General features: G+C 73.0%; 12 protein-coding genes and 2 pseudogenes. 10 read left to right on the top strand and 4 right to left on the bottom strand.

Going from position 1 to position 18,939, the window contains the following annotated elements:
* A pseudogene (locus tag ABZZ74_RS33460) lies at positions 1-248 on the bottom strand (esterase); the annotation flags it as partial.
* 216 nt (positions 249-464) lie between these two features.
* Between ABZZ74_RS33460 and ABZZ74_RS33455 the strand changes: the two are divergent.
* Positions 465-920 (top strand): MarR family transcriptional regulator, encoded by a 456-nt coding sequence (locus tag ABZZ74_RS33455; protein WP_356771390.1) that lies wholly within the window; start codon positions 465-467, stop codon positions 918-920.
* Here the strand turns inward: ABZZ74_RS33455 and ABZZ74_RS33450 are convergent.
* Positions 907-3,357 (bottom strand): SpoIIE family protein phosphatase, encoded by a 2,451-nt coding sequence (locus ABZZ74_RS33450; protein WP_356771388.1) that lies wholly within the window; start codon positions 3,355-3,357, stop codon positions 907-909. The two genes, ABZZ74_RS33455 and ABZZ74_RS33450, sit on opposite strands and share 14 nt — an antisense overlap.
* 196 nt (positions 3,358-3,553) lie before the next feature.
* On the opposite strand from ABZZ74_RS33450, the gene lanKC reads away from it, so the two are divergent.
* From lanKC to ABZZ74_RS33430, 4 genes and pseudogenes are all read left to right on the top strand, one after another.
* Positions 3,554-6,121 carry a class III lanthionine synthetase LanKC gene (gene lanKC / locus ABZZ74_RS33445; RefSeq protein WP_356771386.1) on the top strand — a complete coding sequence of 856 codons (2,568 nt, stop codon included), beginning with the start codon at positions 3,554-3,556 and terminating at the stop codon, positions 6,119-6,121.
* Positions 6,122-6,195: 74 nt separating this feature from the next.
* Positions 6,196-6,312 carry a SapB/AmfS family lanthipeptide gene (locus tag ABZZ74_RS33440; RefSeq protein ID WP_030937754.1) on the top strand — a complete coding sequence of 39 codons (117 nt, stop codon included), beginning with the start codon at positions 6,196-6,198 and terminating at the stop codon, positions 6,310-6,312.
* 130 nt (positions 6,313-6,442) lie between these two features.
* Entirely contained in the window at positions 6,443-8,110 is a 1,668-nt protein-coding gene (locus ABZZ74_RS33435) for an ABC transporter ATP-binding protein (RefSeq protein WP_356771398.1), read from the top strand.
* Positions 8,103-9,521 (top strand): annotated as a pseudogene (locus tag ABZZ74_RS33430) (ABC transporter ATP-binding protein); the annotation flags it as partial. The gene ABZZ74_RS33435 and the pseudogene ABZZ74_RS33430, both read left to right, overlap by 8 nt.
* 282 nt (positions 9,522-9,803) lie before the next feature.
* On the opposite strand, the gene ABZZ74_RS33425 reads toward ABZZ74_RS33430, so the two are convergent.
* Complete coding sequence (locus ABZZ74_RS33425) at positions 9,804-10,412, bottom strand: response regulator transcription factor (protein ID WP_356771384.1); 609 nt, start codon at positions 10,410-10,412, stop codon at positions 9,804-9,806.
* Between the two features lie 322 nt (positions 10,413-10,734).
* Between ABZZ74_RS33425 and ABZZ74_RS33420 the strand changes: the two genes are divergently transcribed.
* On the top strand, positions 10,735-12,879 hold the full coding sequence (locus ABZZ74_RS33420) for a SpoIIE family protein phosphatase (protein ID WP_356771382.1): 2,145 nt from the start codon (positions 10,735-10,737) through the stop codon (positions 12,877-12,879).
* Positions 12,880-13,091: 212 nt separating this feature from the next.
* On the opposite strand, the gene ABZZ74_RS33415 is transcribed toward ABZZ74_RS33420, so the two are convergent.
* The gene (locus tag ABZZ74_RS33415; protein WP_356771380.1) at positions 13,092-14,519 is read right to left on the bottom strand and encodes a S1 family peptidase; all 1,428 of its coding nucleotides are present in this window, start codon (positions 14,517-14,519) and stop codon (positions 13,092-13,094) included.
* A 191-nt stretch (positions 14,520-14,710) separates the two neighbouring features.
* Between ABZZ74_RS33415 and ABZZ74_RS33410 the strand changes: the two genes are divergently transcribed.
* The 4 genes from ABZZ74_RS33410 (at position 14,711) to ABZZ74_RS33395 (ending at position 18,938) form a co-directional block, all read left to right on the top strand.
* The gene (locus ABZZ74_RS33410) at positions 14,711-15,124 is read left to right on the top strand and encodes a PaaI family thioesterase (protein ID WP_356771378.1); all 414 of its coding nucleotides are present in this window, start codon (positions 14,711-14,713) and stop codon (positions 15,122-15,124) included.
* Positions 15,125-15,578: 454 nt separating this feature from the next.
* On the top strand, positions 15,579-15,794 hold the full coding sequence (locus tag ABZZ74_RS33405; RefSeq protein WP_133043658.1) for a type A2 lantipeptide: 216 nt from the start codon (positions 15,579-15,581) through the stop codon (positions 15,792-15,794).
* A gap of 118 nt (positions 15,795-15,912) precedes the next feature.
* Positions 15,913-16,719, top strand: coding sequence for an HlyD family efflux transporter periplasmic adaptor subunit (locus tag ABZZ74_RS33400; protein ID WP_356771376.1), 807 nt, complete (start codon positions 15,913-15,915; stop codon positions 16,717-16,719).
* Positions 16,716-18,938: an NHLP family bacteriocin export ABC transporter peptidase/permease/ATPase subunit gene (locus tag ABZZ74_RS33395; protein ID WP_356771374.1), complete on the top strand. Its 2,223-nt coding sequence runs from the start codon at positions 16,716-16,718 to the stop codon at positions 18,936-18,938. Before ABZZ74_RS33400 ends, ABZZ74_RS33395 begins: the two co-directional genes overlap by 4 nt.
* Position 18,939: the final 1 nt, after the last annotated feature.

Below are 18,939 nucleotides of genomic sequence, written 5' to 3'. Positions count from 1 at the left end.
GGCAGGGTGCCGGTGGCCCCGGCGGGCCGGACGACGCGTGCCCGGACACTGCCGGTCGGGCCGCCGGAGACGGTGATCCACTCCTCGTCCACCGCAGGCTTGGCGATCTCGCCGGACTGCACCTCGTCGACGGTCTTACGGCCGTCGACCGGGCCGAGGTCGAAGAGGTACGGCGGGTTGGCGGTGGCCTCGACGAAGGCCTGGGCGGCCGGTTCGAGGACGGGACGGGGTGCGGTGGTGCCGGTCATGGCGGCCTCCTCGGTCGGGTACCGCGGGCGGGCTCCGGCAGGGTCACCGGGCCGGATGTGCGGCACACCAAGGAGAGTAGAGCTCGATTAAGTCGTGCGCAACTCATTTGCGCTCGCTTAATGTGTGCGCGACTTATTAGCGAGCGATACAATCGGACGAACCCGAACGTTAGAGTGGTGATCGTCATGATCAGGACCGCACCCGGGAGCCGTGCCGTGAGCCGAACCGCAGCGGAGCCGAGCGAGGGATCGCTGCTCCTGGACGATCAGCTCTGCTTCGCGCTGTACGCCGCCTCCCGCGCCGTCACCGCGCGCTACCGCCCCCTGCTGGACGAACTGGGCCTGACCTACCCGCAATACCTGGTCATGCTCGTGCTGTGGGAGCAGGATTCGATATCGGTCCGTGAGCTGGGCGCCTCGCTCCAGCTGGAGTCCAGCACTCTGTCACCGCTGCTGAAGCGGCTGGAGGCGAACGGTCTGCTGCGCCGGGAGCGGCGCGCGGAGGACGAGCGGTCCGTCGCCATCCGTCTCACCCGCGAGGGCGCGGCCCTGCGGGAGCGGGCGCGCTCGGTCCCCGTGGCCATTGGTGACGCCATGGGTCTGACACCCGAGCAGGACGCCCTGGCCAAGCAGCTGCTCCGGCTGATCACGGCCAACGTCACGGACGGCTGACCGGCAGCTCGGCCCAGACCTGCTTGCCGCCGCTGACCGGGACCGCCCCCCATGTCTCCGACATCGCCTCGACCAGCAGGATGCCCCGGCCGCCGGTGGCCTCCCAGCCGATGCTGGTCGGCTTGACCGGCGTACGGGGCGAGGTGTCGGCGACCGACACGCGCAGCCGGTTGTCGAGGAGGGTGAGGTCCAGGCGGACCTGGCCGTCGGTGTGCACGAGGGCGTTGGTGACGAGTTCGGAGACGATGAGCAAGATGGTGTCGATGTCGTCCCGGAGCACGCCCCAGGTACGCATGGTGCGGCGGGTGAAGCGGCGGGCGTGTCCGACGGCCTCGGGGACGCGCCAGACCGTCCAGCTCTCGCGCAGCGGGCGCAGCGTCATGCCGTCGTAGCGCAGCAGGAGCAGGGCGATGTCGTCGTTGCGCTGGGCGTTGTCGAGCAGGGCGTCGGCGACCAGACCGAGGTGGGCCGGGTCGGACACGGACAGTTCGTGGGCCAGCCGGCCGATGCCGATGTCGATGTCGGCGTCGGCGGACTCGACGAGGCCGTCCGTGGTCAGGGCGATCACCGTGCCGGGCTGCAGGCGCAGCACGCTGAGCGGGAAGTCGGCCTGGCTGACGACGCCGAGCGGTGGGCCGACGTCCGTGTCGGGGACCTCGGTGGTGCCGTCAGGACGGCGCACCACGGGCGGCAGATGGCCCGCGCGGACGTACCAGGCGGAGCCCTCCTCCATGTCGACGTCGACATAGCAGCAGGTCGCGAAGAGGTCGGTCTCCATGTCGGTGAGCAGCCGGTTGGCGTGGGAGACGACGACGTCCGGCGGATGTCCCTCGATGGCGTAGGCGCGCAGGGCGGTGCGCATCTGGCCCATGAGGGTCGCGGCGGCGGTGCTGTGGCCCTGTACGTCGCCGATGATCAGGGCGACGTGGTTGTCCGGCAGCGGGATCACGTCGTACCAGTCGCCGCCGACCTCCAGGCCGGCCGTGGCGGGCAGGTAGCGGGCGACGGCGACCGCGCCGGGCAGCGTGGGCAGGCGGCGCGGGAGCAGCTGACGCTGGAGCATGCCGACCAGTTCGTGCTCGGCGTCGAAGGCGTGGGCGCGCATCAGGGCCTGTCCGGCCAGGCCGGCGGAGGCGGTGAGCAGGGCACGTTCGTCGGGGCCGAAGTCGTGCGGGGAGTCCCAGCCGATCAAGCAGGCGCCGGCCATGCGGTTGCCGGCGGGCAGCGGGAGCACGGCCAGACCGCCCGGGCCGACCTCGGCGAGCGCGGGCTCCAGGACCGTGCCCACGGGCCAGATCTGGGCGCGGCCCTCGCGCAGGGCGGAGGCGAGGGTGGGCATGGCCCGCACCGGCGCGTCGGGCCACTCGCTGCGCCACTCCAGGCGCCACAGCTCGGGCCAGGACTCCGGCTCGGGCGGGTCCAGGACGGTCACGATGAGCCGCTCGCCCTCCAGTTCGGCGAGCGCGATCCGGTCGGCCCGCAGCGGCTTGCGCAGCGCGGAGACCACGGCCTGGCTGACGTCACGGACCGTGCCGGCGGTGGCGAGGGCGGCGGCCAGCCGCTGGACGCGGGCCACGTCGGTGACGTCGGAGCGCAGCTTGGAGGCGTCGGCGACGGTGCCGACGAGCCGGGCGGCCCGGCCCTCGCCGCCGGGCAGCAGCCGCCCGCGCAGCCGCAGCCACTTCGGCGGCCCCGAGGGCTGCAGCACCCGGAACTCCAGCTCCCGCTCGCCGATGGACATGTGGTCTGCCTCCACCACCGACATCAGCGAGGGCAGGTCCTCGGGCACCGTCAGGCCCAGCAGGGTCTCGACCTTGCCGTCGAACTCGCCGCGGGTGAGGGCGAACAGCTCCAGGATGTCGTCGCCGACCTCGACCCGGCCGGAGTCCATGGCGAGGTTGAAGGCGCCCGTGGGCAGCTCGCCGCTCTCGGCGGCGCGGGGCGGGGCGGGCGGGGCGGCGGCGTCGGCGATCAGCTCCAGACACTTGCGGTCCTCGGTGTCGAACCCGTCGGGCCGCTCGCTCACGGCCAGCAGACAGCCGCCGCCCTCGGCCCCGCGCGCGGGCAGCACCGCGAGGAAGAAGTCGCCGGCCGGTGTCCGCCGCGCCTGGGCGCCCTCCGCGAGTTCCTTGGGCCCCAGCCACACCGCACCGCCCCAGCGATGGACGTCCGCGACCGGGGAGTGCCCGGCACGGGGATAGCTGTCGCGCAGCCCGAACAGTGTCCTGGGAACGCCCGCCGACTCCACCAGGCACAGGGCGTCGCCGTCCTCGGCGGGCGTGTACAGCCCGGCGAAGGCCGCACCCGCGAAGACGAGCGCCTGTTCCAGGATCCGGTGCACCTGCTCCTGCGGGCCCGGACCGGAGGCGAGCGCTTTCAGGGCACCTTCGGCGCGCAGCGTCCTCGTCCTGCGTCCGTCGCCGCCCTCAGTGACCACGTCCGCAATTACAGCGCGTATGAGAGTGACGCGCAGCCCCTGTGAGCGTTCAGTGGAGGTCACAAGGCGTGTCGAGTCGAAAGGGGCCGAACATGTCTTGACGCATGCGTACCGCACGGCGACCTCGTGACACGGGTGACTGTCCAGGGCCGTGCCCCGGCTGGAAGTCTCGATGCCGGGCCACGGAAGGGGATCCATGGACAAGCGGTACGAGGTGTACGCCCTCGCGGACAGACACTTCTACGACACGCCGGACCGGCTCGCCGCGGCCGGTGAGCAGGGCACCGCCCTGTTCGCGACGGCCCGCCGCGAGGTTCCCGAGGGCTGGGACGCGGCGCGGATCGGGGACTGGCTGACGCTGACGCCGCTTCAGGCGGACGGCGGTCCGGTGGCCGGGCCGCCGCAGGGCTGGAAGATCCACGCCTCGGCCACCCGGGAGAACGCCGAGCACATCGCCGCGACCGTGTGGGACTACTGCGTACCGCGCCGGATCCCCTTCAAGTTCGTCCCCGGACCGCATCTGCTGCATCTGCGCAACACCAAGTACGCGGGCCGCGACACCAGCGGCAAGTTCGTCACCGTCTACCCGGCCGACGAGGAGCAGCTCCACCTGGTGCTGCGCGAGCTCGGCGACCTGCTCAAGGGCTGCGAGGGGCCGTACATCCTCACCGATCTGCGCTGGGACGACGGCCCGCTCTACGTCCGCTACGGCGCCTTCGCGCGCGCCTTCACCGTCGACGAGCGGGGCTCGCTCGTGCCGGCCGTGCGGGACGGCGAGGGCCGGCTGGTGCCGGACCGGCGGGCGCCCTCCTTCCAGGTGCCGGAGTGGGTGACGCTGCCGGACTTCCTCGCACCGCATCTGGCGGCGCGCGATGCCACGACGGTGGGCGATCTGCCGTACCGCATCGAGAAGGCGCTGCACTTCTCCAACGGCGGCGGGGTCTACGCGGGCACCGACACCCGGGACGGGCGCAGGGTCGTCCTGAAGGAGGGGCGGCCGCACGCCGGGCTCGCCTCCGACGGGGCGGACGCGATCGCCCGCCTGGAGCGGGAGAAGGCGGCGCTGGAGCAGGTCGCGGGGACCGGTGTGGTGCCCGAGGTGCGGGACTGGTTCACCCTGGGCGACCACCGGTTCCTGGTCATGGACTTCGTCGAGGGGCGCCCGCTCAACTCCTTCTTCGCCGAACGTCATCCGCTGCTCACCGCAGACCCCGACCCGCAGGCCGTCGCCCGGTACACCGAGTGGGCGGTACGCGTCCACCAGGCGGTGGAGCGGGCGGTGGAGGCCGTGCACGCGCGCGGGATCGTCTTCAACGACCTGCACGTCTTCAACATCATGGTCGCGCCGGACGAGGAGTCGGTCTTCCTCATCGACTTCGAGGCGGCGGCCCCGGCGTCGGAGAACGGCCGCCAGGTCGTCGCCCACCCGGGCTTCTTCGCCCCGCCGGACCGCACGGGGGCCGACGTCGACCGGTATGCGCTGGCGTGCTTACGGCTCGCGCTGTTCCTGCCGGTGACCACCCTGTTCGTGGTCGACCGGGGCAAGGCCGCCCATCTCGCCGAGGTCGTCGCGGAGCAGTTCCCGGACGTGCCGCGCGCGTTCCTCGACGAGGCGGTCGCGGAGATCACGCGCGGCGCTGGGAGCGCGGCACCGGCCTTCGTACGGCCCGGGGACTGGCCGCACAGCCGGGACTCGATGATCAAGGCGATCCTCGCCTCCGCCACCCCGCAGCGCGACGACCGGCTCTTCCCCGGCGACATCGCCCAGTTCTCCGACGGCGGCGGACTCGGGCTCGCCCACGGCGCGGCCGGGGTGCTGTACACGCTGGCCGAGACCGGCGCCGAGCGCTACGAGGAGGGCGAGCGCTGGCTGCTCGCGCACTGCGACCCGCCGCCGGCCGGCACCCCGCTCGGTCTCTACGACGGTCTCGCGGGCGTCGCCCATGTCCTGGACCGGCTCGGTCACCGGCAGCGGGCGCTGGACCTGGTCGAAGGCATCCTCGCGGAGAAGTGGCAGAACCTCGCCTCCGACCTGCAGGGCGGACTGGCCGGTCTCGGCCTGGTCCTCGGCGAACTGGCCGACCGCACGGGCGAGTCGGCGCTGGGCGAGCGGGCCGCCGAGGCCGCGGACATCCTTCTGCGGCGGCTCGCCGAACCACTGCCGGAGCAGCGCCGACGCCGGGCCGGGCTGCTGCGGGGCGCGACCGGACCCGCGCTGTTCCTGCTGCGGCAGTACGAACGCACCGGTGACGAACGGCTGTTGGAGGGCGCCGGTGTGGCACTGCGCCGGGACCTGGACTGCTGTGTCGTGCAGAAGAGCGGCGGCGGACTGGAGGTCGACGAGGGCTGGCGTACCCTGCCCTACCTCGGAGACGGCAGCGCCGGGCTCGGCATGGTCCTCGACGACCATCTCGCGCACGCCTTCGACGCCGGGTTCGACAAGGCGCGCGCCGGCATCCTGACCGCCGCCACCTCACGCTTCTACGCGCAGCCCGGCCTCTTCCAGGGCCGCGCCGGAATGATCCTGCACCTCAGCCGCACATCGGCACCGGGCGCGAACGAGCGACGGCTCGCCGAGCAGATCGCCGGGCTGGGCTGGTACGCGATGGCGTACGAGGGCCGACTGGCCTTCCCCGGGCACCAGATGATGCGGCTGTCCATGGACCTCGCCACCGGAACGGCGGGCTGTCTCCTCGCGCTCGACGCCGCGAGCGGAGGCACTGCCCACCTGCCGTTCCTGCCGCCCCCGAGGCGGCCCTCATGACGCGGCTCCGCAACCTGACGGAGTCGTGACCCAACCCCCGTCCCCACGGGTGGACACCGAAGGAAGGACACGACATGGCACTGCTCGACCTGCAGACGATGGAGTCCGACGAGCACACCGGCGGCGGTGGCGCCAGCACGGCCAGCCTCCTCTCCTGCATCAGCGCCGCGAGCGTTCTGCTCTGTCTCTGACACACCTCGTGTGTTCACGGCTCCGGGCGGTCACTCCCTCCGAGGGAGGGGCCGCCCGGGGTCCTGCGCACCCCTACGACCCTGGGGCGGTATGACGACGACGTCGACGTGTGCGAACGCCGGACAGCCCATGCCCCTGACCGGCCTGGCGACCCGGCACAGCGCGGCCCGCTGCGTGGCCCTGTGCCTGGTCGGCGTGGCCTCGACCGGCGCCGGCCTGCTGCTGCCGGCCGCGCTCGGCCGCACCCTGGACCTGCTGCTGGCCCACGCCCCCGCGACCCGCTGGGTGCTCATCTGTGCCGGGCTCGTCCTGGCGGCGGCCCTCCTCGACGCCGCCGAGACGGTGCTCAGCGGCACCCTCGACGCCCGTACCACCGCATGGCTGCGGCGCCGGCTGACCGGACACGTCCTGGCCCTCGGTCCGCGGGCCACCGCCCGCTTCCGCCCCGGTGACCTCGTCGCCCGGCTGGTGGGCAACGCGGCGCAGGCCGGGACGGCGCCCGCCGCCCGCGCCGCACTGCTCGCCGCGTTCGCCGGGCCCGCCGGCGGCCTGGTGGCCCTCGGCCTGATCGACCCCTGGCTGGTGGCGGTGTTCCTCGTCGGGGCGCCGGTGCTGACCCTGCTGCTGCGCGCGTTCGCCCGGGACACCACCCGCTGTGTGGCGGAGTATCAGCGGGTGCAGGGCCGGATCGCGACCGCGCTCGCGGAGGCGGTGGAGGGGCATCGCACGGTCCGGGCGGCCGGTACGGCGGACAGGGAGGCGGCACGGATCCTGCGCCCGCTGCCGGAGCTGTCCCGCTCGGGCCGGCTGATGTGGCGGGTCCAGGGGCGGGCCGCCGGTCGGGCGAGCGCCGTGGCGCCCCTGCTGCAGCTCGGCGTCGTCGCGGTTGCCGGAGTGCTGCTGGTCCGGCACCGGCTGACCGTCGGCGAGGTGCTCGCGGCCTCCCGGTACGCGGTCCTCGCGGCCGGCGTCGGCGTCCTGGTCGGCCAGTTCGCGAGCCTGGCCCGCGCGCGGGGCGCCGCCGAACGCGTCGACGAGGTCATGGCGCAGCCCGCTCCCGTCCACGGCGAGCGTCGGCTGCCGCCGGGGCCCGGCCGGCTGGAGCTGCGCGGAGTGACGGCCCGGCGCGGTGGACGGACCGTGCTCGACGGCGTCGACCTGGTCGTCCCCGGCGGCAGCACGCTGGCCGTGGTCGGCCGCTCCGGCACCGGCAAGACCCTGCTCGCCGCGCTCGCCGGACGCCTGGCCGACCCCGACGCCGGGGAGATCCTGCTGGACGGCGTCCCGCTGCGCGAGCTGTCCCACGACGCGCTGCGGGACGCCGTCGGCTACGCCTTCGAACGTCCCGCCCTGCTCGGGGCGACCATCGAGGACGCGATCGCCCTCGGCCTGCCCTCCCCCTCCCCCGCCCGCGTGCGCGAGGCGGCCCGGACGGCCCACGCGGACGGCTTCGTGCGTCGGCTGCCGCACGGCTACGCCACCCTCTGCGCGGACGCCCCACGCTCCGGGGGCGAGTCCCAACGCCTCGGCCTGGCACGGGCGTTCGCCCACGGCGGGCGCCTGCTCGTCCTCGACGACGCCCTCTCCAGCCTCGACACGGTGACCGAGTCCCGTATCGCTGACGCCCTCGTCTCCCCCGGCTCGGGCGGCACCCGGCTCCTCATCGCCCACCGCGCGGCGACCGCGGCACGTGCCGACGCGGTGGCCTGGCTGGAGGGGGGCCGGGTGCGCGCGGTGGGACCGCACGCGCGGCTGTGGCGCGATCCGGAGTACCGGGCGGTGTTCGGGGATGGCTGACGGCGTCGTGCGGAGCGGGCTGCGCTTCCTCCGGGTCCGGTGGCGGGTCGTCATGGGGCTCGCGGCCTGGTCGGTGCTGGAGACGGGGCAGACGTTCCTCACCGGGTACGCGCCCGCGCGGGCGCTGGACGAGGGGTTCCTGGCCGGACGGACGGACGTGGGCCTGGTCTGGCTCGCGGTCGCCGGGCTGGGCGTGGTCGTGGGCGCGTACGGGACGGCGCGCGTCTACGGGGCCGTCGCCGCGCTGGTCGAGCCGCTGCGGGACCGGCTGGTGGAGCGGGTGGTCGGGCGCGGGGTGCGCGAGGCCGACGGAGGTGCGCTGTCACGGCTCACCCAGCAGGTGGAGATCGCCCGGGACACCTTCGCCGGGCTGGTCATGGTGTCGCGGTCGTTCGTGTTCACCGCGGTGGGCGCGCTGGCCGGGCTCTTCTCCCTCGACCCGCTCCTTCTGCTGGTCGTCGGGCCGCCGCTGCTGGCCGGTGTGGCCCTGTTCGCGGCGACGCTACCTCCACCGGCGCGGCGGCAGGAGGCGTTCCTGACCGCCGACGAGGAGCTGGCGGACCGTCTGGGCGCGGTGTGCCCGGGGCTGCGGGACGTCACGGCGACCGGCGCCGAGCAGACGATCGCCGCCGACACCGCGGAACGCGTCGACGCCGAGTTCCGCGCTGCCCGTTCCCTCGCCCGCTGGGGCGTCCTGCGGGTCGCCGCGCTCGCGCTCGGCGGCCAGCTTCCCGTCGTACTGCTCCTGGCGTCCGCCCCCTGGCTCCTGGCCCACGGCGTCAGCACCGGCGCCCTGGTCGGCGCTCTCGCCTACACCACCCAGTCGCTCCTGCCGGCCCTCCACAGCCTCGTCCACGGCCTCGGCACGAGCGGCTCCCGCCTGACGGTGGTGCTGCGCCGGCTGACATCGGCCGGGAAGGGCGAGACGCCCGACACACACCCCCGTACGCCCGTCGGCGACGCGTCCCCCGCCCCCGAGTCCCCCGCCCTGTCCCTCGCCTCCGTCACCTTCGCCTACGGCCCCACCGCCGCCCCCGTCGTCCAGGACCTCGACCTCACCCTGCCCCCCGGCGCCCACCTGGCCGTGGTGGGGCCGAGCGGGATCGGGAAGTCGACGCTCACCGCGCTGGTCGCCGGGCTGCTGGAGCCGAGGTCCGGCTCCGTCCGGGTCTTCGGGGAGCCGGTGCCCTCGGCCGGTGCCGCCGCGCGCCGGGTGCTCATCCCGCAGGAGGCGTACGTGTTCACCGGGACCCTCGCCGAGAACCTCGGGTACCTGCGGCGCGAGCCCGTGCCCGAGCCGGAGCTGCTGGCCGCCGCCGAGGCGGTGGGGCTCGCCCCGCTGCTCGACCGGCTCGGCGGGCCCGGCGCCCAGGTCGATCCGGCCGCGCTCTCCGCGGGGGAACGGCAGCTGATCGCGCTGACCAGGGCCTACCTGTCGTACGCCCCTCTCGCCCTGCTCGACGAGGCCACCTGTCATCTGGACCCGCAGGCGGAGGAGCGCGCGGAGCGGGCCTTCGCGCAGCGGCCCGGCGGCACGCTGGTCGTCGTCGCCCATCGCATCAGCTCGGCCCGGCGCGCGCGGCGGGTCCTGGTGCTGGACGGGCGGGGCACCGCCTGCGGATCCCACGACGAACTGGTGCGGTCCTCGCCCCTGTACCGGGACCTGGTCGGCAGCTGGGCGCCGGTGTCGGCGTCAGAGCCAGCCCTCCCCCTGCGAGATGCGGATCGCGTCGATGCGGTTGCGGGCGCCGGTCTTGCGGGTGATGGCCGCCATGTAGTTGCGCACCGTCCCGTTGGACAGGTGCAGGCTCCCGGCGATCTCCGCGACGGAGGCGCCCTCGGCGGCCAGGGATAACACACTCAGCTCACGCCGGGTGAGCGGCATCTCCGCCGCCTTGAGGAAGCCGAATCCCAGCGAGTCGTCGACGAAACGTTCCCCCTCGGCGACCCGGCGGATCGCGCGCACCAGGCGGTCCGGCGAGCCCTCCTTGTCGACATAGCCGAGCGCCCCCGCCTCCGCCGCCCGTTTCAGCAGCCCCGGCCTGCTCGCGCTGGCCAGGACCAGGAGTCTGGGCGGGATCCCGTCCCGGTCCCGACGGCTCAGTTCACCGAGGAGCGGGACACCGCATCCGTCGGAACTCTCCAGGTCCACCGCGCAGATGTCGGGCCGCAAGGCGCGCAGCCGGGCGGGCGCCCCCCGCCATGTCGTCTCCTCCACCCGCAGATCCGGCTCCCGGCGCAGCCACTCCGCCAGGACCGAACGCAACAGACACTCGTCGTGCACCAGAAGTACGCGGATCACTGCCCGTCCCTCAGATTCGTCCGACTCGTCCATGGTGTTGAGCGCGTGCCCATTGTTGGCGGCCCGCATCATCCGCGGGCGCGAAGAACCGGCCATCAGGGTGCGCGGGGGCGCGCACGGGGCGCCCGCACGCCGCCGCGCGCAACGACTGGGGTGGCATGGTCCGGGCCCTAAGGGGTACACGGACGTTCTTCACCGAGTCGTGGTTTCGCCTGCCCGTCTTCGGGCCGCGCGGACGCGGCCGCGTCCCGCTCGCCGTGCGCGTCCGGTCCGCAGGGGGCAGATTTGATCCCTGGGACCCGCCGCCGAGCCGTGCGAGGAGGTGGTCGGCGTGTCCGACGGGCAGGGGGCCGCCCAGACGCCGGCGACCGTGCGGACGCGGGTGGGGCGACCGCTGCTGTCGCTGGCGCTCGCCTCGATGATGGACGAGGTGCACGCGCACTCCGGCGCGGTGTATCTGCTGGCGGCCGGTGAGCCGGTGCTGGAGATGGCCGTGATGGCGGGATTGCCGCGCGCGTTCGCGGCACCATGGGAACGGGTGGGGCTGAGCGCGCCGATCCCGGTCGCCGACGCGCTGCGCGAGCGGCGGCTGGTGTGGGTGGGCGGCGAGGAGGACATGGCGGTCCGCTACCCCCGGATCGCCATGGTGCTGCCGTACCCCTTCGCGCTGGCCGCCGTGCCGGTGGCGACCGAGTCGACGGCCTACGGGGCCGTCTTCGTGACCTGGCCCGGCTCCCATCCGCCGGAGCTGTCGGACCGGGAGCGGGACCATCTCACAGCGGCCTGCGACCGGCTGGCGCTGCGGCTGGAGCGTGCCCTCCAGCAGAGCCGTCCGCCGCTGCCGGAGCCCGATCTGCTCGCCACGCCGGTGGTGGCCGGGGCGGCCGGCACGCTCGGCACCGTGGAGGCGGCGCGGATGGTGGCCAGGCTGCCGTACGGGCTGTGCTCCCTCGACCTGCACGGCCGGGTGGGCTTCGCCAACGCGGCCGCGGCCGAGCTGATCGGCGTCCCGGTCAGCAAACTGCTGGGCAACCAGCTCTGGGCCGCGGTGCCCTGGCTCAACGACCCGGTCTACGAGGACCGCTACCGCGCGGCGCTGCTCAGCCAGCACACGACGTCGTTCGTGGCGCTGCGGCCGCCCGGGGACTGGCTGTCGTTCCGGATGTATCCGAGTACGACCGGGCTGAGCGTGCGGGTGACCCGGGCGCGGGCGGTCACGGAGATGAACAGGGCAGGCCCGCAGCCCGGCGACGCCCCGTCCCGGCTGGTCACCATCTCGCAGATGCTGACGCTGGCGGGGGCGCTCACCGAGGCGGTGGGGGTGCAGGACGTGGTGCAGCTGGTCGCGGACGAGATCGCGCCGGCCGTCGGCAGTCAGGCGCTGGTCGTCCTCGGTTCCGAGGCGGGGCGGCTGCACGTGCTGGGGCATCGCGGGTATCCGGACGAGCGGATCGTGGAGCGGTTCGACGGGATGCCGCTGGCCCGGCCGACACCGGGCACGCACGCGCTGTCCACCGGAGTGCCGGCGTTCTTCGCCTCCCGCGAGGAACTGGAGCGGCTGTACCCGTCCGTACAGCCACCCCCGGGCGGCTTCGAGGCCTGGGCCTATCTTCCGCTGATCGCGTCGGGCAGGCCGGTGGGCACCTGTCTGCTGGCCTATGCCGAGCCGCACCCGTTCCCCGCGGACGAGCGGGCGGTGCTCACCAGCCTCGGCGGTCTGATCGCGCAGGCCCTGGAGCGGGCCCTGCTGTACGACGCCAAGAACCGGCTGGCGCACGGCCTGCAGCAGGCCCTGCTGCCGCACTCGCTGCCCTCGCTGCCGGGCGTCGAGGCGGCCTCGCGCTATCTGCCCGCCACTCAGGGCATGGAGATCGGCGGCGACTTCTACGACCTGGTGCCCACGCAGGGCGTGGCGGCCGCGGTGATCGGGGACGTGCAGGGGCACAACGTGACCGCGGCCGGGCTGATGGGCCAGATCCGCACCGCCGTGCGGGCGTACACGACCGTGGGGCAGGCTCCGGAGGAGGTCATGCGCAGCACCAACCGGCTGCTGATCGATCTGGGCGCCGACCTGTTCGCCAGTTGTCTTTATCTCCGGCTGGATCCGGCGCGCGGGCGGGCCGTGATGGCCCGGGCCGGTCATCCGCCGCCGCTGCTGCGGCGTCCGGACGGGCGGGTACGGGTGCTCGATCTGGCCGGCGGTCCGCTGCTCGGCATCGACGGCGCCGCCGCGTACCCGACGACGGAGGTGGGCCTGGCACCCGGCTCGGTGCTCGTGCTGTACACCGACGGGCTGATCGAGTCGCCGGGCGTCGACATCGAGGACGCGCTGGCGCACCTCGGGGAGCAGCTCGGGGAGGCCGGGGAGCTGCCCTTGGAGGAGCTGGCCGACCACCTGGTGCGGCAGCACGCCGGGACCGCCGAACGGCTGGACGACGTCGCGCTGTTGCTGCTGAGAGCGCGCTGAGCCCGCGGACGCGGTGCGGGATGACGTACCGTCTCGTGGTGCGGCCGGTCAAGCGGACCCGATTCCCAGGTCGCGGCCCGAACCACCCTCGCCGGAGGCTCTGTTGCGGCTTGTCGGGCCGGGACCACCGGGGGACACCATCCGGTGCGGCCCGGCCCTCCCGCCGGAGGGCCGGGCCGTCCACTGTCGACCGGAACCGCGGGTCGGGCCGATCAGCGGGTCTGGGTGAGCGACGAGCCGTCGTTCGCGCCGGCCCCGGACTGGTCGCCGGTGCCGGACTGGTCGCCCGTGCCGGCGCCCGACTGGTCACCGGTACCCGACTGGTCGCCGATCCCGGACTGGTCGCCGGTGCCGTCGGTGGCCGTCGCGGACGGGTCGGCCGAGCCGCCCACCGCGTCGCCGCCGCCCGCCTGGTCACCGGCGCCGGTGCCGTCGGTCGCGGAGGCGGAGGGGTCGGCCGAGCCGCCCTGGTCGCCGGCGCCCGCGCCGCCGTTGCCCAGCGTGGCGCCCGTGGCCTGCAGGGCCGTGGTCACCGGCTGGAAGAAGGTCTCGCCGCCGGCGGTGCAGTCGCCGCTGCCGCCGGAGGTCATGCCGACCGCGCTGCCGTCCTGGGTGAACAGCGAGCCGCCGCTGTCGCCGGCCTCGGCGCAGACGTTGGTCTGGATGAGTCCGGTGACGGTGTCCACGCCGCCCGGGTTGGTCTCGCTCTGGAAGTTGACCGTGGCGTCGAGGCCGGTGACCTGGCCGTCGTGCAGGCCCGTGGTGCTGCCCATGCGGAAGACCTGCTCGCCGACGGTGGCGTCCGCGGCCTGCGTGATCTGGACGGTCTGGCCGTTGCCGACGTTGACCTCGCTGGCGGCCTGGGTATTGGGGTCGTCGTACTTGACCAGGGAGAAGTCACCGTCGCCGGGGAAGGTGGCCTGGTCCACAGTGGCGATGGGCTGGCCCGTCTCGGAGTCGGACCACTGCTTGGCGGCCACTCCGCAGTGACCCGCGGTCAGGAAGGCCGGACTGCCGTCGCTTGCGGTGACGTTGAAGCCGAGGGAGCAGCGGACCGTGCCGCCCTCCGCCTGGGCGAAGATCGCGTCGCCGCCCGACACCAGGGTCTTGAAGGTGCCGGAGCTCTTCTTCACCGACGCCATGTCGGCGCCGAGGCTCTTGACCGTCGACGTCAGTCTGTCCCACTTGGCGCCGGTGACCGTGCTGTCGGCCGTGACGGCGAGCTTGTTGGTCTTCGGGTCGATCGCCCACGCCGTGCCCGGGATGGTCGCCTTGGCCTTGAGAGTCTGCGCCCCGGCCTTCAGCGCGGCGAGGCTGTTCTTGACCTCGCGGACCTTCGCGCCGGCCTTCTTCGCCTGCACCACCACGTTGTTGTCGCCGGATATGACGTTGACGACGAGCTGCTGGCTGCCCGAGTCGTAGTACGAACCGGCGAAGGCCTGACCGAGCAGCTGCTGGAGCTGCGCGGCGAGATCCGAGGCGTCCGTGGCCTTCAGGGTCTTGGGTGCGACGGCGGCGCCGTTCGACGAACCGTCCTGGGAGGCGTTGGCGTTGGGCAGCAGGATTGCGGCCGCGCCGAGCGCCACGACGCTGCCCGCCGCGATCGCGGCCTTACGCTTCGGAATTCGCTTGTGACTCAAACTTCTCGACCTCCTGGGGGGACCGGAGTCTTTGCCGCCGTTCGGCAGCTGTTCTGTTCTGGCGCCTGGATGGCTGTTGGTACGCAGGGGTCGCGCGGTGCGTTCAATTCCGTTTGCCAACTCTCTTTGCCGGATGCCGAATCGGCCATGACCCGCGTCTGACGGAGCGGCACGGGGGAACAATCGCCCATATGACGATGACGACCGCCGAAGCCGACAAGATCCTCTCCGCCAACTTCGCCCCATGGGTGCTCGACCTGCGCCTGCGCGTCGAGGCGGTGGGAGACGATCGGGCGATCCTGCGTCTGCCCTGGTCGGACCGCTTGTCGCGGGAGGGCGGAGGGCTGTCGGGACAGGCGCTGATGGCTGCTGCCGACACGGCGACGGTGATCGCGGTGTCCGCGGCGCGCGGGGCGTACGGACCCATGACGACCGTTCAGCAGTCGACGTCGTTCCAGCGCGCGGTGTCCGGTTCGGATGTCCTGATCGAGGCGGTCCTGAGCAAGCTCGGCCGGCGCATGGCGTTTGCAGACATCACGATGACCGACGGGGACTCGGGCGAGATCGCCGCCCGCGCGAGCACGGTCTACGCGCTTCTGGGCTGACACGGTCCGCAGTCGGCCGGTGACGACCCGTCGTGAACAGCGCGCCGAATCCCGGCTCCAGGGAATCTGCACATTGAATACTCAACGAAGTCACGGCGGGCGAAGGTTCTGCACAAGCGCGCCCACCCCCAAGGCCATTGCGACGGGAGTGTCGGATTCGCCTGACGATCAGCAAGACCCGGGACGAGCCGATGCGGTGACGCATGTGAAGAACCTGCCACCGAGCCGTGCGCACTCCTGCACGGATCGGGGTCCCTGGGACTCAAGTTGCCTGGTGAGACGGTTGGTTGATTGGAAGCCCGGACCCGCAGCGTGCTTTGATCCATCGCACCGCGGGAGCCGCGAAGGGCTCCGGAGACGGACGCCCGGCACCCGCGGTCCGCGGTCGTCGCTCTGTCCCCAGAGGGGTGCCGCTCCCCCCTTATGAGATATCCATGTGAAGGGAAGTTCCATCATGAACTCCACCCCCCAGGTTGAGACCGTCGAGATCTCCGACGCCGAGCTCGACAACGTCTCCGGCGGCCTGTCCGTGAACGCCCTCGGCACCGTCACCGGCCTGGTGGACGGCATCGCCCCGGTTTCCGGCCTGGTCGACACGGCTGTCGGCACCGTCGAGGGTGTCACCGGCCTGAACACCGCCCCGGTCACCAACCTGGTCGCCGGTCTCTGATCGCACCTTTGTGATCGTGAGTCCCGGAGCCGTTCGCCGGCTCCGGGGCTTGTCGTTGTCGTGAACCAGCCGGCTCACCGAGCCGGTCCTTCCTCGTTTTCAGGTGAGGGAAAGTCCCGTGCAGTTCCGCCAACAGGCCCTCGCCAAGCTCCAGTCGCCGGAGGAGCTCGACCTCCCCGTGCGCTTCGCCCGGCCGCAGGGCTGGCTCGCACTGTCCGTGACGATGGTCGCGGTGGCGGCCGCCTCGGTGTGGGCGGTGACCGGCTCGGTGGCCTCCACGGTCAGCGCGCCCGCCATCCTCACCCACGGACAGGGCAGTTACATCCTGCAGAGCCCGGTCGCGGGCCAGGTCACCGCCGTACTGGCCGAGCAGGGCGAGCGACTGCCCGCCGACTCCCCCGTCCTCAAGGTCAGGACGGCACAGGGCGACAGCGTCGTCCGCACGGTCGCCGCGGGCCGGATCACCGGACTCGCCGCCACCATCGGGCAGATCATCCAGACCGGCGCGAACGTGGCCGCCGTGGAGAAGGTCGCCCACGCCTCCGACCCGCTGTACGCCACGGTGTACGTGCCGGCCGAGAACGCCGCCTCCATCCCTGCGGACGCCGAGGTCGACCTGACCGTCTCCTCGGTGCCCACCCAGACGTACGGCGTGCTGCGCGGCCGGGTGAAGTCGGTGGACCGTTCCGCGGAGTCGGCCCAGCAGATCGCCGCGTTCCTCGGGGACAGCCAGTTGGGCGAGCAGTTCACCAAGAAGGGCCGTCCGGTGGCCGTACTCGTGAAGCTGGACAAGTCGTCGGCGACGAAGAGCGGTTACCGGTGGTCGTCCAAGGACGGCCCGCCGTTCGGCCTCACCTCCATGACCATGGCCTCGGGCTCGATCCGGCTGGCCGACCAGCGTCCCGTCGATTGGCTGCTGCCGTGAGCACCGCACAGGAGACCCGGAGCAGGCGCCGCTCCGCTCCGCCCAAGCGCCCGGTCCCCAAGGGAAGGGCGAAGACGGTCCGTACGCCGACGGTCCTGCAGATGGAGGCCGTGGAGTGCGGCGCCGCCTCCCTCGCCATGGTGCTCGGCCACTACGGCAGGCACGTCCCGCTGGAGGAACTGCGCATCGCCTGCGGTGTCTCCCGGGACGGCTCGCGCGCCAGCAATCTGCTGAAGGCGGCGCGCAGTTACGGCCTGACGGCCAAGGGCATGCAGATGGACACGGCCGCCCTCGCCGAGGTGAGGACCCCGGCCGTGCTGTTCTGGGAGTTCAACCACTATGTCGTCTACGACGGCATGGGCCGCCGCTTCGGCCGGCGCGGCGTCTTCATCAACGACCCCGGCAAGGGCCGCCGTTTCGTGCCGATGGAGGACTTCGACGGCAGCTTCACCGGTGTCGTGCTGGTGATGGAGCCCGGCGAGGGCTTCACCAGGGGCGGCCGCAGGCCCGGCGTCCTCGGCGCGATGCCGGCCCGGCTGCGCGGCACGGCGGGCACCATGCCGGCCGCGGTGCTGGCGAGCCTGCTGCTCGTCCTGGTCGGGGCGGCGGTGCCGGCGCTCAGCCGTACCTATATCGACATGTTCCTGATCGGCGGGCAGACCTCGCTGCTGGGGGTGCTGTTCGCGTCGATGGGCGCGTGCGTGCTGTTCACCGTCCTGCTGACCTGGCTGCAGCAGGCCAACCTGCTGCACGGCCGCATCATCTCCTCCACCCTCTCCAGCGCCCGCTTCCTGCGCCATCTGCTGCGGCTGCCGGTGACGTTCTTCGCCCAGCGCAGCCCGGCCGACCTGGTGCAGCGACTGCAGTCCAACGACCAGGTGGCCGAGACCCTGGCCCGCGACCTCGCGGCGGCGGGCGTGGACGCGGTGGTCGTCGTCCTGTACGCCGTCCTCCTCTACACCTACGATCCGCAGCTGACGTTCGTCGGCATCGGCGTCGCGCTGCTGAACATCGTCGCGATGCGGGTCGTCATCCGGCTGCGGGCCACCCGTACGGCGAAGCTGCGCGCGGACAGCGCCCGGCTCACCAATACCGCGTACACGGGCCTGCAGTTGATCGAGACGATGAAGGCGACCGGCGGCGAGGACGGCTACTTCCGCAAGTGGGCCGGACAGCACGCCACGACGCTGGAGGAGCAGCAGCGGCTCGGGGTACCGAGCGCCTGGCTGGGCGTGGTCGCTCCGACGCTGGCCTCGCTCAACAGCGCGGTGATCCTGTGGGTCGGCGGTATGCGCGCGGTCGAGGGCGGCATCTCGGTGGGCCTGCTGGTCGCCTTCCAGTCGCTGGTCACCCGCTTCACCGCCCCCATCACCCGACTCAACGGAGTCGCGGGCCGCATCCAGGACTTCGCCGCCGACGTGGCCCGCCTGAAGGACGTCGAGAACTTCCAGGCCGACCCGCTCTACGGGCGTCCCGGCGCCGGCGACTCCACGCGCCGGCTGCACGGCCATGTCGAGCTGCAGAACATCACCTTCGGCTACAACCCGCTGGACAAGCCGCTGCTGACGGGCTTCGACCTCACGGTCGGCCCGGGCCAGCAGGTGGCGCTGGTCGGTGGCTCGGGCAGCGGCAAGTCGACCGTCTCCCGCCTGATCTCGGGTCTGTACTCCCCCTGGGAGGGTGTGATCCGCATCGACGGGCAGCGCCTGGACGACATCCCGCGCGGGGCGCTGGCCGCCTCCGTGTCCTTCGTCGACCAGGAGGTCTTCCTCTTCGAGGGCTCGGTCCGCGACAACGTGGCGCTGTGGGACCCCTCGATCCCGGACGACGCCGTGATCGACGCGCTGCGGGACGCGGCCCTGTACGACGTGGTGACGCGCCGGCCCGGCGGCATCCACAGCAAGGTCGAGCAGGACGGCCGCAACTTCTCCGGCGGTCAGCGGCAACGCCTGGAGATCGCGCGGGCGTTGGTGCGCCGGCCCAGCATCCTGGTCCTGGACGAGGTGACCAGCGCGCTGGACGCGGAGACCGAGCAGGTCGTGATGGACAACCTGCGCCGGCGCGGCTGCGCCTGCGTGGTGATCGCGCACCGGCTCAGCACCGTGCGCGACAGCGACGAGATCGTCGTCCTGCAGCACGGCACGATCGTGGAACGCGGGCGGCACGAGGACCTGGTGGCACGCGGCGGCGCGTACGCGGCGCTGGTCAGGGAGCGATGAG

It is taken from the genome of Streptomyces sp. NPDC006476, assembly GCF_040612015.1.
Classification (GTDB): domain Bacteria; phylum Actinomycetota; class Actinomycetes; order Streptomycetales; family Streptomycetaceae; genus Streptomyces; species Streptomyces griseorubiginosus_B.
The sequence above is the reverse complement of the archived record's forward strand: the minus strand, read 5'-3'. Positions and strand labels throughout refer to the sequence as shown.

Bases quoted from the DNA above. Each gene is read 5' to 3' on its own strand.
- lanKC (WP_356771386.1), top strand. From the start codon at position 3,554: ATGGACAAGCGGTACGAGGTGTACGCCCTCGCGGACAGACACTTCTAC.
- ABZZ74_RS33440 (WP_030937754.1), top strand. From the start codon at position 6,196: ATGGCACTGCTCGACCTGCAGACGATGGAGTCCGACGAGCACACCGGC.
- ABZZ74_RS33435 (WP_356771398.1), top strand. From the start codon at position 6,443: ATGCCCCTGACCGGCCTGGCGACCCGGCACAGCGCGGCCCGCTGCGTG.
- ABZZ74_RS33410 (WP_356771378.1), top strand. From the start codon at position 14,711: ATGACGATGACGACCGCCGAAGCCGACAAGATCCTCTCCGCCAACTTC.
- ABZZ74_RS33405 (WP_133043658.1), top strand. From the start codon at position 15,579: ATGAACTCCACCCCCCAGGTTGAGACCGTCGAGATCTCCGACGCCGAG.